Here is a 14,133-nt window from a genome sequence, read left to right as displayed (position 1 = left end):
AGGCCGCGGCATTTTTGAATTCAAATATGATATTCGATTTCGTGTTCCTGTTCTTTTTCCTTTGCTTTTTTTTCGTCGCGCTTTTTCTTAGGGCCGTCCAGGTGGGAAATATACAGGTATTTCCGAATCACGAACAGCGCGCCTACCGCCAGAACCGCCAGCATATTTTCCAGCGGGGAGGTATGCTCCACCACCATCTGGCGCGCGACCGCCAGCAGCATCACATCAACCACCGAATCAATCGTATAGCTCGTGATCATCTTGATCAACTCGATGCCAATAATAATCAGGCAGGCGTCGCTCAAGCGGGCCTGTAAGTAATCCGGCACGGAAAACAGCAGTTGAATGTCCGTTGTGAAAACAATGCCCAGGCTGGATACTACACAGGCGATCAGGATGATCAGCCCAAGCGTGATTTCGATTACGGTTGCCGCATTTGATATCTTGTCTCGAACGTCAGATCCCATGTTTCTCTCCTTTTCTTTTTTCTCTTTTTCCTCATTTCCGGCTGGTTTTTTTGTTCCGGCATTTTAATTATAACATGAATCAACCGCCGTCTGCAACAGGCGGCGGTTGATTTCGCGTGGGAAAAGGGGGGAACAACGATTAACAAGGCTGGCGTGAATCAGCCGATACCGCCATAGAATGCGCCCAGAATCAGGGCGAGCAGTGCCAACGGCACATAAACAAATTTGCCGAGTGTGTGGAACCAGTCGCCTACGCGCTTCTTCGCGCCCTCGCTGACCGCGTCCATCGCGGTCTCTTTCTTGAGTACCCAGAAGAACATAATGCCGGCCAGCATCGCGCCAAGCGGGCAGATGTAGATCGAAACAACGTCCATCCACTGAGAAGTCCACGGCTGGATAGAAAGCGATACCAGCGCGCCGATCACACCGATCGCAGCCACGGCCGCGACGCGGTTGAACTTGAACTTCTCCTGCAGGAACGCAACTGGCGCTTCATATAGGTTAACGATCGAGGACACACCCGCGAACAGCACGCAGATGAAGAAGATCAGGCCGATGATGCGGCCGCCGGGCATCGCATTGAACACGTTGACAAGGTAGACGAACATCAGGCCAGGGCCGCCATTCACATCGTTGATCCCAGCACCCAGCACGACCGCCATGGCCGGAATGATGACAAACGCGGCCAGCAGCGCCGCCAGTGTATCGAACACCGCCACATTGCGCGCGGAACCCGGGATATCCTCCTTTTTGCTCAAATACGAGCCGTAAATCACCGAGCCGTTACCCGCGACGGAGAGCGAGAAGAACGCTTGGCCGAATGCGAACACCCATACCTCAACACTCGCCAACCCTGCGGGATTGATCGTGAATATGTATTTGTAGCCCTCGGACGAGCCATCCAGCGTGGCGATGTAAATGCCTAAGCCAAGGAACAGGAAAAACAGCACCGGCATCATGACCTTGTTGGCCTTTTCAATGCCGCCCGCAACGCCCATCGCCATGATCGCCATGGAGACGACCAGACCAATGAGCTGCCACACGCCGTTACCGATTCCAAACAGGCCGCTCGAGAACATCGCACCGACAGACTGCACAAACGAGAACGCTTCTCCGTTTGCGTTCGTCAGCGTGGCCGAGGTTGCGTCAAACGCAGGGCCGATGATGCTCATGTCCTGCCCCATCGCAAACAGGCCGCCCGAGATAGCAAGCCAAGTATACTTAAAGATCCAGCCAAGCACAACCGTATAGCCAATGGCCAGCATCAAAGCGCCGATAATCGGAATCGCACCGATCAACTCACCAGAACGCCGTTTACCGGTGCGCTCCTCGGTACACATGCCGAAAGCGCCTACCGGTCCGGCCGCCGCGCGGCGGCCAAGCGCGAATTCCTCCATAACGCCGGAGGAGGCGATCAGGATCACAAAAATAAAGTATGGGATCAAAAAGGTCATGCCGCCGTATTTCTGCACCATGATCGGGAAGCGCCAAATGTTTCCCATACCGACCGCAGAACCGATACAAGCTAAAATAAATCCCCATTTGCTTGAAAAGCCATCGCGTTTGGTCTCTTCATTACTCATAATTTGCACCCCTTTTCTTTTTCGGTTGCCCCCAAAGAACAAGGCCGCGGAAACTATTCAGTTATCCGCGGCCCGATTCATCACACTTGCCCTGCGCGCTTTCCACGCGGCGCAGGTTACGCCCAGATTTTCATACGGATGAGCTTACTTCTCTTCGTTGGGGTAGGGCTCGAGGAAGGCATGGAAGTGACGCATCGGCAGCTTGTGGCCCCAAACGATGCGCATGTTCGGGATGGACTCGCGATCCTCATACAGCGCCTTGACCGCCGCGATGACGTAATCCAGATGCTCTTGGGTCAGACGGCTGCGGTCGATCGCGAAGCGGACCACGTTCGCCAGCTCAGCCTGCTGCTCAGGGGTCTTGAGGTCGTATTCCATGGAGTAGTCGCCCAGTTCGGAAACACGGATGCCGTAGCGGCGGATCAACTCCAGCGAGAAGCCCTCGCCCGCGAAGGTATCGTGGCCGCGCTTGCCGTCGAAGAACTCATCCATGTTGATGTACACCGCGTGGCCGCCGGCCGGCAGCACGACGCCCTTGACGCCCGCCTTGTAAAAGCCCTCGGCCAAGTAGTTGCACTGTGCAACGCGCTCGTTCAGGTAGTTGAAGTCGCAGCTCTCGTACAGGCCGACCGCCAGCGCCATGATATCACGGCCCGACATGCCGCCGTACGAATCGTTGCCGTAGCAGGAGATCTGCTTGACCTTCAGCGTAACGCCGACATCGGTGATGATGTTGCCGTTCTCGTCAAAGTCGGAGAAGTTCTTCCAGAACAGGCCCTTGTCGCGGAACGCCAGCATGCCGCCCATGTTGGCGTGGCCGTCCTTCTTGGCAGACATGGTGAACGCGTCGCAGTACTGGAACATCTCGGTCGCGATCTCCGCGATGGACTTGTCGGCGTAGCCCTCTTCGTTCATCTTGATGAAGTAGCAGTTCTCCGCCCAGCGCGCTACGTCGAATACCAGCGGGATATTGTACTTATGCGCAACGCGGTTGATCTCCTTGATGTTCGCCATGGAAACCGCCTGGCCGCATACCGGATTGTTCGTGATGCAGCAGAATACCAGCGGCACGTTTTCCGGACCGACGCCTTGGATGAGCTGCTCGAGCTTCTCGATGTCCATATTGCCCTTGAAGGGGTTCTTCTCGTAGCGGCCGCCTTCGGGTACTTCGTACAGCAGCTCCTTGTTGTACAGGTTGCGCGGGATCGAGCCCATCTGCTTGATGTTGCCCTCGGTCGTGTCAAAGTGGCCGTTGGACGGGATGGTGAACTTCTTGCCCGGGTATCGGCGGGCCAGAATATTGCGGACAATCTCCATCAGCACGGACTCCGCCGCGCGGCCCTGCTGGATGATAAAGGCGTTCGGACGCTCCATTTGCTTGGCGCCGCCGTTGAACAGCCCGCCCTCGTACTCGCACAGGTATACCTCGTTCATCATCTTCTCTACGTCGCGGCAGTCCGTGCGCACCAGGTCGATGATCTTCTTCCAGTTCTTCTCGCCCCCGCGCTCAAAAATGTCGCGGAAGGTATCCAGCAGTACATAATACCCCGTGTTGCGGCCGTACGCCTCGTCGCCCAGAAACAGCGACGCCCACTGGTGGTTGGTCATCGCGGTGGTACCCGAGTCGGACAGCATATCGACCGTCAGCATAGCGGCCGGAAACGCGAACTCGTTCCAGTGCGTCGCGTTCAGCGCGCGCTCGCGCTGCTCGATCGTGACTTCGGGGATGTCACGAACAGCGAACGTATAGTGATGCGGCGCAGGTACATCCAGCGGATAGTGAGCCATTTTTTTGTCCATATTTATTACCTCCAATTGATCACGGCGCGGTATGCGCCTTTTGTTAGAGGATACCCCGGTCATCGTATGCCGGCCTGCGTCTCCGGCGTCGCGACTGGCGGACAGTACCTTACAAGGGGAACAGGGGGAAAACGCTTACAGGGCCGCGATGACTTCGATCTCTACCAGGGCGTCCTTCGGCAGGCGCGCCACCTCGACCGCCGAACGGGCTGGGTAACCGCCTTCACCAAAGAAGGTGGCGTATACCTCGTTCATGGCACCGAAGTTGTTCATGTCGCTCAGGAACACCGTGGTCTTAATCACGCGGTCCATCCCGACCCCCGCTTCCGCAAGTATCGCCTTGACGTTCGTCAGAGACTGTCTCGTCTGCTCTGCGATCCCTTCCGGAAAGCTTCCTGTCGACGGGTCGATCGGCAGCTGGCCCGATGTGATCACCAGCCCATCCACCGCTACCGCCTGTGCATACGGCCCGATCGCCGCCGGCGCCCGTTCCGTATTTATCTCCTTTTTCATCTTTCACCCTCCTCCTTCGTTTTTTCTGAGATTATTTTATTATGAGGAGAATTATTTGTCAAGGTGTTTTTGTCTATTTTGTATATTTGTATACATTCCTTCCTACTTATTTGTTTCTATTTTACATAATCATTGGCAAACATTTATAATAAATTTTTATTTTTATTGTGATTATTTCTTTAGATCTTCTTTGACAATCCGCGTGAAAATACGGTATAATAAAAATAATAACACTGCATTCCTGTCTTTCATTATCAGAAACGAGGTGAGCGTATGGCGAATCCCTTATTGCAGCATTACATCAAACTGACCGAGTTTCTTGGGCAAGCTCTCGGCCCTGACTATGAGGTTGCACTGCATGACCTGACCGACAAAAACCGTTCGATCATCGCGATTGCCAACAACCATGTGAGCGGTCGGGAGATCGGCGCACCGCTGACCAATGTTGCGCTCAAGATCCTGATGGACAGAAGCTATGAAACGCAGGATTACCGGCTGCATTATCCAGGCGTTTCCGCCGCTGGCAAAACACTGCGCTCCTCCACGCTGTTTATCAAGCAGCACGGCAAGCTGATCGGGATGCTCTGCATCAACTTTGACGACAGCCGCTACCAGTCCGTCAGCGAGGATATTCTGCGACTCTGCCATCCCGACAATTTTATCGAAACCAACTTCCAGACCGAGGAAACGCCGGCGAACGCCGTGCGCAGCATCCCCCCCACCACAGAAAGCTTCCACAACTCGATCGGCGCCGTGGCGGGCGACGCTGTCGGTCGCGAGCTGCTCCGCCTCGGCGTAACGGCTGACCGGCTGACGCCCGACGAGCGCGTGCAGATCATTGGTGCGCTGGAAGCGGGCGGCATTTTCCTGCTCAAGGGCGCGGTCAAGGATGTTGCCGACGCCCTGCACTGCTCGCAGGCAAGCGTTTACCGTTACCTGTCGCAGATCAAAAAAGAGGATCCCACGCAAGAAGTGGAAGAGTAAAAAAAGCAAGTGAAAAAATGAGCGCGGGGCGCTCATTTTTTCACTATTTGAACGGAGGTTTCTCTTATTATGCTGATCCAATTGACCGCGGCCGACGTGCCTGATTTTACCCTTGCCTGCTCCTATGAGCATGTGTTCGGTTCCCGAGCGCTGACCGCGCTCCGCGCCTACGGGTTAGGCGACGCAAACGCACGGTTTTTCCTGTGCCGGAAGGGGCGGGAGCCCGCGGCCGCCCTGTACTTAGCCAACGGCGTGCTCAGCATCTCGTCCGACGAGCGCGCCGACCCGCTTCCCATCGCCGAGCTGGCAAAACGGGAAAACGTGCGGGAAATCGATACGAACTGGCCCCAGTGCGCGGCGCTGCAAAAGCTGCTCGGCGGCGCGACCGAAAGCTCCTATTATATGGTGTACCGCGGCCTTCCGCTGGAGCAAAGCACGGAGGGTTTTGTCCGCGGGGATTTCCATACCGTGTTCAATATCCTGCAGCGCAGCCACGAATACTACCAGACCCATCTGTCGTTTGATACCTGGTCGGCGGATCTGCAGCGCAGGATCACCTGCGGCCTGGCCGAGCTTTACCACCTTGAGCTTGACGGAGAGGCGGTCGGCACGGGCTGCATCATATCCGAGGACGACGAATGCGGCGTGCTGGGCGCGATCGCCGTGGTACCCGAACACCGCCACAAGGGGCTGGGCGGCCGCATCAGCCGTTTTCTGGTGCAGCGCATTCAGCAGAAAGGCAAAACGCCGCGCCTGATCGCCGGCTACGACCAGGTCGCGGAGCTGTATTGCGAGATCGGCTTCGCGCCGTGCGGACGGTGGGGCGAGCTTTACCCTTAACCCGACACAGCGCACCTGATAATTCTTTTGAGAAAGGTCTTGATTTTATGCAGTTTATTGATTTGCGCAGCGATACGGTCACACAGCCCACCCAGGCCATGCGGGATGCGATGTGCCGCGCGGTTGTGGGCGACGATGTCTTCGAGGATGACCCGACCGTAAAGGAGCTGGAAGCCTATGCCGCCCAGCGGCTCGGCAAGGAGGCGGCTCTGTTCGTCACTTCCGGCATGCAGGGCAACACCTGCGCGCTGCTCGCGCACACCCGCCGCGGCGACTGCGTCGTAATCGCACCGACCGCGCATATCGCCGCGCATGAGGCCGGCTCTTACGGCCAGCTCGCCGGAGTCTCCCTCCGTTTTCCAGAAAGCGTGAACGGCGTGATGGACCCTGCATCCGTGCGCGCCTGCCTGACGGATGACAGCGATGTGCAGGTCGCACCCGCCGGCCTGGTCGTCATGGAAAACGCCCATTCCACCGGCTCGGTGCTACCGCTCGACAACATGCGCGCCGTGTTCGAGATCGCGCATACGCAGGGCATCCCCGTCCATCTGGACGGCGCACGCCTGTTCAACGCAGCGGCCGCGCTCGGCATCGCGGACGTTCGGGAGCTGACGCAGTACTGCGATACCGTCATGTGCTGTCTGTCCAAGGGCCTGTGCGCACCAGTCGGCTCGATACTCGCCGGCCCAAAGGATGTGATCTGGCGCGCCCGCCGCGCCCGCCGCATCCTGGGCGGCGGCCTGCGCCAGGTCGGTTTCCTTGCGGCGGCCGGCATGGTCGCCCTGCGCGATATGACCGGACGCCTGTCAGAGGACCACGAAAACGCCAAATATCTGGGCGAATTGCTGAGCGCGGTGGACGGCGTCCATGTGTTCGCTGAGCGCACCCAGATCGATATGGTCTTTTTCACCACGGACTGGGACGCGGAAAAGGTCTCGCGGTATCCTGCCTGGATGCTCGGCCGCGGCATCAAGGTGACCGGCTGCATGGACGGCGAATACCGTATGGTCTGCCACCATGACATTACGCGCGCCGCCTGCCAGACCGCCGCCGAAGCCATACGCGCTTTTGCCGCGGAGGGATGATATGATCCGGAATTACGTCCGCCGCCTGCTCTGGCTTGCGCTCGGCATGCTGGTCAGCGCAATCGGCATCGTGATGATGCTGCAGGCAAACATCGGTCTCGAGCCATGGAGCGTGCTGCAACAGGGCATGGCGCAGAGCTTTGGCATCACCTACGGCACAGCTTCGGTCATCGTGGGCGCGGCCGCAATCGGCGTTGCCATCCTGTTCGGCGAGAGCTTCGGGTTCGGCACGGTCATCAATATTGTTTTGTGCGCCGTGTTTATCGACGCGCTGCTGTGGCTCGGCTGGGTCCCGCAGATGTCCGGCACGCTCTCCGGCGTCCTGATGCTGCTCGCCGGCCTGGAGCTGCTGGTGCTCGGCACCTGGATGTACATGAAAAGCGCGCTCGGCGCCGGCCCGCGCGATGCCCTGATGGTCGCGCTGGCGCGCCGGACCGGCCGCTCGGTCGGCCTGTGCCGCATATCCGTCGAGATCCTCGTCATCCTGACTGGTTATTTCCTCGGCGGACAGGTGGGCATCGGCACGGTCATTTCCGCGCTCGGCCTTGGCTCGCTGTTCAACCTGAATTTCCACCTGCTCGGCTTCCGCGCCGCGGAGCTGCATCAGGAAAACATCGCGGAGACCCTCCGATTCATCCGGCAGCAAAAAAAATAAAAAGGAAGCCGTAGGGTGTGTCCGCAGAAGGATATTCGCGAATCGTAGAAATGGGCAGGTATTATGGCAGAAATACCTGCCCGCTCTGATGCACTTTTTACAACAACCAGTGAGTCAATCTCGCCAACATTGATGTAGTGATCTCCATGATCTGTCTCGCGCACTTGGGCCACTTTACTTCTTTTGCATGCCATAGTATTCTCAACAAAGCAACCGCATCAGTTCCGAGATATCGGTATAATGCTTTGGCTTGGTAATAAAGCTGCCCATGTTGGATACCGTTGCTTTCGGTTTTGCAACCACCTGTTCTTTCTACGGAATTACAGCTTTCAGATACTCCTGTTCGGCCACATATCTTGAAGAATACGGCTGGAGCTGTTTAGCCGTAATATATCTCCCAACACTGAGTTCTCATACAGGCGCTTAAGGATGGACTCCGATTCCGCAACGCGCTTTTGTATGTGGAACAGTTCCAGCTTCAGTCCGCAGATTTCCCAGCGAGGCGTCCCCATAGTGTAAGAATACGCGCAATGACACCCTCCGCACTTTTGTAGTTTGCACGTTTAATGACATGCTCTTAGCATGGCACAAGATAAATTTGTATTCAACAGAAGAATTTAGTGGAAATCCGCTTTATAAGGAAAAAACCAACAGCAGGGCGAGCCACCGCCGCCTCTGGCAGCGGTAGGGCAAGCCTGCAAAAAAGACTTTTAATAAGATTTTTTTACACAGTCTTTGTGTTTAAGGATTCTTCAAAGGCAATACCCTGTTGATTCCAGAAAAAGTCTGATCTAACAGTGAGATCTGACGGTTGCGCAGTTCAGCGCCGGTTTTTGTGTCCACTCATACAGACGGAACTGCATTTTCAACATCTGTCTGGTTTCACCTCCATCAAAGAAATTTTGCAGTTCTGCCGAGAAGGTCAAGCAATAATTTGAGATCTTCGAAAGGTCTACGGCTCAAGGACACGGAAAAGAGGAGCACGAAAAGAATACTAGGAGAAAGCACCATCTGTACCTTAAACGGATATCGGCGCAGTACCGATTGATGGGCAGCCAGTCACACGGGAAGATGCGGTTTTCGGCGCTCTTTTTTTGCGTTGCAGGTCGGCAGAAGAGAAAAAGCGGGGATATTCCGGATGGAATATCCCCGCTTCTATTGACGCAACAGCGCCGGAGAAAGAAAAAAAGAAAGATAAGCAGTATTAGAACAGTGGCTCAGTCGAGCAGAAAACCCTCACCATCAAAACACAGGTCTACAGGGCCGCACACATACTCAATATCAGGCTGGTCCTTGATCGAGTCGTACAGTGCCTCGGATACCTGAATTTCATACAGCGAAAGCGTATCGCGGATGCGGACCACGCGGTGCGGCCGTGGTGTACCGCCGCAGCAACGCAGAGCGACAAGCAAAGCGTCACGGTCGTTGTTCATATACATCGGTATCTTGGCACCTTGGATCTCTGTGCAGGTGATCAAATTGGTCCAGGTCTCGGCCCAATCCACATCATTCAGACAGCGCCGGGTGGTGATATCCACATCGGCCAGTCCGCTACCGTTGTGATGGCTCTGCGGTGTCAGGCCGCGGACAAACAGCCGTTTGATCTGTACCGGGTCCTTAAACCCATAGCACTTGCTGTTTGAGCGGCCGATTACATTGGGATCGAAGCCGTAGCCGCTGATGTTCTTGCCGATCTGGTCGATGATTAGTACGTCGATGTCATCAAACTTGAAGCCCGCGATCTGCTGACGGGCCTCCTGCAGCAACTGCTCGTCTGCTTCCAAAATTTGCTCTCGCGGGATGACGCGGATAGTACGCAGCTCGTCATAGGCATTCTGCACAATACCTACGCCGAACGCTACCGGCGCTTTCTGCATAAACTGTTCGGCTGCCATGTTGAGAAAGCTGCCGAACTCGGCAAAGCCCTGTGAGTGCAGCGCGGTCGCGCCCTTATGCTTGCCCAGACCAATGCCAATCATTTTGACCAGACCGCTCTCATGGTTGCTTTGAAAATCGGTGTGCGGCTTTACCTTGTGTAGCAGCACGATGCCATCCGACTCGAAAGCCAACTTGTCGCAGTACAGTGGCAGGCCATTGGGGAGCGTACCATACTTCACGACCTCCATACTGGACAAGATAGGTGCGTGTACCCGCTCCTCGGTCACACCATAGCTGGCTAATACTTCAGCCTGCCCTTTGGCTGTTGCGCCGCCGTGGCTGCCCATCGCAGGCACGATAAATGGCTTAGCCCCCCATTCGAGCAGTACGTCACATACGGCACAGGTGATCTCGTCGATATGAGGAATGCCGCGGGAGCCTGAGGTGATAGCGATGCGCTTGCCACAAAACTGCTGTGCCTTTGGCGCGAGAATCTCCATCTCCCTGCGGATGTGAACGGTGATATCCTCGATTTTCTGCGTGGCATATTTTTGTTGAACGGTTACCATGCGTGGCAGAGAGACCTCTTTTTCCTGCATGATTATACCGCTAACTTCAGGAAAATTGATGAACATGGTGCAAAACCTCCTGTTACAATAAATTTGTCCCTAAGATATGGCAGCCAGCCATAGGCAAGAGGCATCTCGTTGCCTAAGCTGTAGAATGAAGAGGTAATGGTCTGGCTTAAACCTCCAAGGGCTTTCACGCCCGTCCCAAAGTCAGTTAGCTACCCTCCCGTTCGCAGCGTTCGATTTGTGCAGGTTGAGCCTAAGGCAAACAGATGGAATCGGCAGTGGGAAAAGATGTCCTTAGTCCATTGCAAATTCATTCTGGGAGTGTTGAACATGAACGCAGCAGGTATGGATGTTTCCAGCAGAAAAAGTACCGTGGCAGTACTCCGTCCTTTTGGCGAAGTGGTTCGTGTCCCTTTTGAGGTTAGCCACAGCGCTGAGGGGCTCGCCCACTTAGTCCAGCAGTTGAAAACTATTAAAGGGGAAACCCGAGTGGTCATGGAATACACAGGGCGTTACTACGAAGCAGTAGCTAATGTGCTGTATGAGGCCGGTTTCTTTGTCAGCGCCGTCAATCCACTGCTCATTAAGGAGTATGGCGGCAATTCCTTTTCGCAAAGTCAAAACGGATAAAGCTGACGCTATGAAAATTACCCGGTACTCCCTTAACAGCAGGGCTGATCTACGGGATTGTACTCCTATGGACAGAATTCGTTATGACTTGAAAACCCTTAATTCCATCTAGCCTCCAAACAGAAAACCGCCACTTCCAACAATCTGATCGCCCTGCTTCCCAACTGCCGGAATACCCCGTGGTGATGGGGATGTACGGTGCGGGAGACTCCCTTGGTCCTCAACTCATGGCGGAGATTGGGGACGTGCGCCGGTTTGAGCGGAAACAATCTCTGGCGGCCTTTGCAGAAGTTGACTTCATGCCCACAGTCTGGGGAGAAAAATGTCCTTAGCAACAAATCCTCCAAGCGAGGTTCGCCCTACCTGCGAAAAGCGTTGTTCAATGTAATGGCCTGCTATTTACAGAAAGCGCCAGCGGACGAACCTGTACTCCAATTTCTGGATCGCAAGCGCACGGAGGGAAAGCCCTACTATGTCTACATGACTGCGGGGCCAACAAGTTCCTCCGTCGTTACTTCAGCAAGGTCATGGAGTGCTTTTCCACTCTGGAGGATCTGCCGCCGCCGATGGATATGGACTCCACCGGGTTGCAAAAACCTCAATAAATTCTTCCTGTTTTTTCAGGCCGACGCTGGACGGCAGCCTTTTTGTGTTGCTCATTTCTATCCGGCCTCTCTCTGCAAATTTTCTTCTGCCAAGTCCTACTAAGGGCTTGATTTTTTATTTGCAGGCTTGGGGCTTAGAAACCGATCAGCGCGCCACCGTCGACTGGCAGGCACACGCCGGAGATATACTGCGCGGCGTCGCTGCTCAAAAACACGGCGGCCATGCCGATGTCGATGGGCAGGCCGGTCTTCTTCATAGGGATGCGGCTCATGATCTTGCCGAGACGCTCGGGGTCGTTATCAGTGGCCTGATGGAACATCGGCGTGTCGATCCAGCCAGGGGCGATCGCATTGACGCGCACACCGCTCGCGGCGCACTCAGCGGTCAACGTATGTACAAGACCTAGGTAGCCGGCCTTGGCTGTGGCGTAACCGCATACATTGGGCTGACCAATGTAACTGGTCATGCTTGCCTGAAAAATAATACTGCCCCTGCCGTTCGTTTTCATGTGCGGCACAAAAGCCTTGGTCAGCGCGAAGGCACCAACCAGGTGCAGATCAAGCACACGGGTGTAGTCAGCGACAGTCATTTCCTCGATCGGCTTTTTGCAATGGTTTCCCGCATTGTTTACCAGGATGCTGACCGGTCCGTGCTCGGCGATGATCTGCTCTGCCATTTGCGGGGCGCGGTCGGTGTCGCACACGTCAAACTGGCAGAAAGATACCTGCTCTCCGAAGACAGCCAAAGACACGGCCGCCTGCGCGGGAGTGCGCGAGCCCAGCACGACAACGTGCGCGCCTGCGGCCACCATGCATTCGGTGATGGCAAGGCCAAGGCCGGACGCGCCGCCGGTGATAACGGCCGTGCGGCCTGCCAGAGAAAACAGTGTCTGTGTATCGATCATTTTATTCATGCCTTTCTGTTTGGTATAATGTGCGGTCAAGCTTGTTGCGCGCAGCGTTTTTGTGCAATGCACTCCTGATATTTGTAAGGGATAAAGTATTCCTTGTGGCCGAGGGCTTCGCTTTTGCTAGGCTGTCCGGCAGCGACTGCACAGACCAGTCCGGCAAGCTGACCTGTCAGTTCGTCCTGCGAGCAGTGGCCGGTCAGCATGGGACTGGCGTCAAAGTCCATATCGCCCTCCATGCGCGTATAGGTCTGATGGTTGCCGGTGATTTTGAGGACAGGTGCAACCGCGCTTCCCACCACGTTGCCGCGGCCTGTGACCAAAAATGTCAGATGGCAACCGGCAGAAATCAGGTCCATCAGGCCTTCGTTGTCGTTGGGATTAGTAATACCGAACTGCATCCAGTAGGGATCGGGCGTAGAATCGAGCAGCCACAGTCCGGCGTGGTCTGGCTGCTGGCTGACCTTGACTACCCCCTCGATGGGCTTTGTGCCGCTTTTGACAATAGCGCCCATGCTTTTTTCCTCGATAGTAGACAGGCCGCCTGTAAAGTTACCCGGACTTACCGAATACTGGCGGACGGATTTGCAGTAATCAAGTGCTTTATCATAGGTATCTACCAGTTGCTGGCACGCCTCCGCCGTGGCGGCGCGGGCAGCCAGAACATCGATCAGACCGACAGCTTCGACGATCTCCTCGAAGATCGCAGTGCCGCCTGCGTCGACCAGCTGGTCGAACAGGCGGCCGACAACTACGTTGCCGGCAAGACCGCTCGTATAATCGCTGCCTCCACATTCCGCGCCGATCACAAGGTCGCAAAAGCGCATGGGGACGCGGGGCGTGTGCGTCAGCGCGGCGCATAGCTCGTCCACACACCGCAGGCCTTTCTGCACCGAGGGCAGCGTACCACCTTCGTTCTGGATGAAAAACCAGCGGGTCGGCTTGCCTTCTTCGGTGGCGATGCGGGACAGCCATTCGGGTTGCACATACTCGCAGCCCAGCCCGATGGACAGCACTGCGCCCACGTTGGGGTGCCGGATGAGTGCGATTAGCAGACGTACGGCGTATTCGTTGTCCGTGCAACCGGAAAAGCCGACCACCTCGACATTGCTGCGGCCAGTCTGTCGCACAACCTCCTGTGCGACAAAAGAGGCGCACTCGACGGTGTAGATAACAAGAACTTTGTTGCGGATACCGGCTGCGCCGTTTTGACGGCCATAGCCCTGCCATGTTGTTTCCTTCCAGTTCATGGTTGTTTTCCCCTTATTCATAGCGGATATCCTGCGGCGCGCCGGTTACAGGGTCAAGGTGGCTCGAGCGCTCGTCGTAATTGCTTTTCATGCAGTGCAGATGTACCCAGCTACCAGTGGTGATGGGCTGCGTTGCCTGCCCAATCGTAACGCCGTATTTGACGATCGGCTCGTTGGCGGCAATATCGCGCAGTGCCAGCTTATGTCCCATCGGAATGGACTCGAGCGCCTGCACGGCGGGCAGTCCATCTGCGCCGGTGAGGCGAACTGTGCCAGGTTCGATCGGACAAAGTGCGGTAGCAACATTATCATTTTGCGCGATACGGAATGCGATTGCTTCGTCCATAGGGTCTTCTCCTT

12 protein-coding genes and 1 pseudogene are annotated in these 14,133 nt (G+C 55.8%); 5 read left to right on the top strand and 8 right to left on the bottom strand.

What is annotated here, in order from left to right:
• Window positions 1-20 precede the first annotated feature (20 nt).
• The 4 genes from DBQ51_RS10590 to DBQ51_RS10575 form a co-directional block, all read right to left on the bottom strand.
• The gene (locus DBQ51_RS10590) at window positions 21-467 is read right to left on the bottom strand and encodes a phosphate-starvation-inducible PsiE family protein (protein ID WP_107631543.1); all 447 of its coding nucleotides are present in this window, start codon (window positions 465-467) and stop codon (window positions 21-23) included.
• A 158-nt stretch (window positions 468-625) separates the two neighbouring features.
• Window positions 626-2,050, bottom strand: coding sequence for a sodium-dependent transporter (locus tag DBQ51_RS10585; protein ID WP_107631542.1), 1,425 nt, complete (start codon window positions 2,048-2,050; stop codon window positions 626-628).
• Between the two features lie 144 nt (window positions 2,051-2,194).
• Window positions 2,195-3,850: a tryptophanase gene (locus DBQ51_RS10580; RefSeq protein WP_242977896.1), complete on the bottom strand. Its 1,656-nt coding sequence runs from the start codon at window positions 3,848-3,850 to the stop codon at window positions 2,195-2,197.
• A gap of 135 nt (window positions 3,851-3,985) precedes the next feature.
• Entirely contained in the window at window positions 3,986-4,363 is a 378-nt protein-coding gene (locus tag DBQ51_RS10575; protein WP_054328573.1) for a RidA family protein, read from the bottom strand.
• Between the two features lie 273 nt (window positions 4,364-4,636).
• Here DBQ51_RS10575 and DBQ51_RS10570 point away from each other — a divergent pair, with 273 nt between their 5' ends.
• From DBQ51_RS10570 to DBQ51_RS10555, 4 genes are all read left to right on the top strand, one after another.
• Window positions 4,637-5,347, top strand: a complete 711-nt coding sequence (locus tag DBQ51_RS10570) for a helix-turn-helix transcriptional regulator (protein WP_054327470.1) — start codon at window positions 4,637-4,639, stop codon at window positions 5,345-5,347.
• Between the two features lie 69 nt (window positions 5,348-5,416).
• The gene (locus tag DBQ51_RS10565; protein WP_107631541.1) at window positions 5,417-6,187 is read left to right on the top strand and encodes a GNAT family N-acetyltransferase; all 771 of its coding nucleotides are present in this window, start codon (window positions 5,417-5,419) and stop codon (window positions 6,185-6,187) included.
• Between the two features lie 47 nt (window positions 6,188-6,234).
• A complete protein-coding gene (locus DBQ51_RS10560; protein WP_107631540.1) occupies window positions 6,235-7,272 on the top strand; it encodes a threonine aldolase family protein in 1,038 nt (345 codons plus the stop codon).
• A 1-nt stretch (window position 7,273) separates the two neighbouring features.
• Window positions 7,274-7,927, top strand: coding sequence for a YczE/YyaS/YitT family protein (locus DBQ51_RS10555; RefSeq protein WP_107631539.1), 654 nt, complete (start codon window positions 7,274-7,276; stop codon window positions 7,925-7,927).
• A 1,217-nt stretch (window positions 7,928-9,144) separates the two neighbouring features.
• Here DBQ51_RS10555 and DBQ51_RS10545 read toward each other — a convergent pair.
• Complete coding sequence (locus DBQ51_RS10545; RefSeq protein ID WP_107631537.1) at window positions 9,145-10,440, bottom strand: nickel pincer cofactor-dependent isomerase, group 22; 1,296 nt, start codon at window positions 10,438-10,440, stop codon at window positions 9,145-9,147.
• 270 nt (window positions 10,441-10,710) lie between these two features.
• Here DBQ51_RS10545 and DBQ51_RS17625 point away from each other — a divergent pair.
• A pseudogene (locus DBQ51_RS17625) lies at window positions 10,711-11,615 on the top strand (IS110 family transposase).
• A 134-nt stretch (window positions 11,616-11,749) separates the two neighbouring features.
• Here DBQ51_RS17625 and DBQ51_RS10535 read toward each other — a convergent pair.
• The 3 genes from DBQ51_RS10535 to DBQ51_RS10525 are packed head-to-tail and all read right to left on the bottom strand — an operon-like array spanning window position 11,750 to window position 14,119.
• Entirely contained in the window at window positions 11,750-12,520 is a 771-nt protein-coding gene (locus DBQ51_RS10535) for an SDR family NAD(P)-dependent oxidoreductase (protein WP_107632170.1), read from the bottom strand.
• A 35-nt stretch (window positions 12,521-12,555) separates the two neighbouring features.
• On the bottom strand, window positions 12,556-13,773 hold the full coding sequence (locus tag DBQ51_RS10530; RefSeq protein WP_107631536.1) for a UxaA family hydrolase: 1,218 nt from the start codon (window positions 13,771-13,773) through the stop codon (window positions 12,556-12,558).
• Between the two features lie 13 nt (window positions 13,774-13,786).
• A complete protein-coding gene (locus DBQ51_RS10525; protein WP_107631535.1) occupies window positions 13,787-14,119 on the bottom strand; it encodes a UxaA family hydrolase in 333 nt (110 codons plus the stop codon).
• Window positions 14,120-14,133 lie beyond the last annotated feature (14 nt).

Origin of the sequence: Agathobaculum massiliense, from assembly GCF_900291975.1 — a bacterium.
GTDB lineage: Bacteria > Bacillota > Clostridia > Oscillospirales > Butyricicoccaceae > Agathobaculum > Agathobaculum ammoniilyticum.
The sequence above is the reverse complement of the archived record's forward strand: the minus strand, read 5'-3'. Positions and strand labels throughout refer to the sequence as shown.

Excerpts from the sequence above, each read along its gene's own strand:
- DBQ51_RS10555 (WP_107631539.1), top strand. The coding sequence starts at position 7,274 with ATGATCCGGAATTACGTCCGCCGCCTGCTCTGGCTTGCGCTCGGCATG.
- DBQ51_RS10560 (WP_107631540.1), top strand. The coding sequence starts at position 6,235 with ATGCAGTTTATTGATTTGCGCAGCGATACGGTCACACAGCCCACCCAG.
- DBQ51_RS10580 (WP_242977896.1), bottom strand. The coding sequence starts at position 3,850 with ATGGACAAAAAAATGGCTCACTATCCGCTGGATGTACCTGCGCCGCAT.
- DBQ51_RS10585 (WP_107631542.1), bottom strand. The coding sequence starts at position 2,050 with ATGAGTAATGAAGAGACCAAACGCGATGGCTTTTCAAGCAAATGGGGA.
- DBQ51_RS10545 (WP_107631537.1), bottom strand. The coding sequence starts at position 10,440 with ATGTTCATCAATTTTCCTGAAGTTAGCGGTATAATCATGCAGGAAAAA.
- DBQ51_RS10530 (WP_107631536.1), bottom strand. The coding sequence starts at position 13,773 with ATGAACTGGAAGGAAACAACATGGCAGGGCTATGGCCGTCAAAACGGC.
- DBQ51_RS10570 (WP_054327470.1), top strand. The coding sequence starts at position 4,637 with ATGGCGAATCCCTTATTGCAGCATTACATCAAACTGACCGAGTTTCTT.
- DBQ51_RS10590 (WP_107631543.1), bottom strand. The coding sequence starts at position 467 with ATGGGATCTGACGTTCGAGACAAGATATCAAATGCGGCAACCGTAATC.
- DBQ51_RS10565 (WP_107631541.1), top strand. The coding sequence starts at position 5,417 with ATGCTGATCCAATTGACCGCGGCCGACGTGCCTGATTTTACCCTTGCC.
- DBQ51_RS10575 (WP_054328573.1), bottom strand. The coding sequence starts at position 4,363 with ATGAAAAAGGAGATAAATACGGAACGGGCGCCGGCGGCGATCGGGCCG.
- DBQ51_RS10525 (WP_107631535.1), bottom strand. The coding sequence starts at position 14,119 with ATGGACGAAGCAATCGCATTCCGTATCGCGCAAAATGATAATGTTGCT.
- DBQ51_RS10535 (WP_107632170.1), bottom strand. The coding sequence starts at position 12,520 with ATGATCGATACACAGACACTGTTTTCTCTGGCAGGCCGCACGGCCGTT.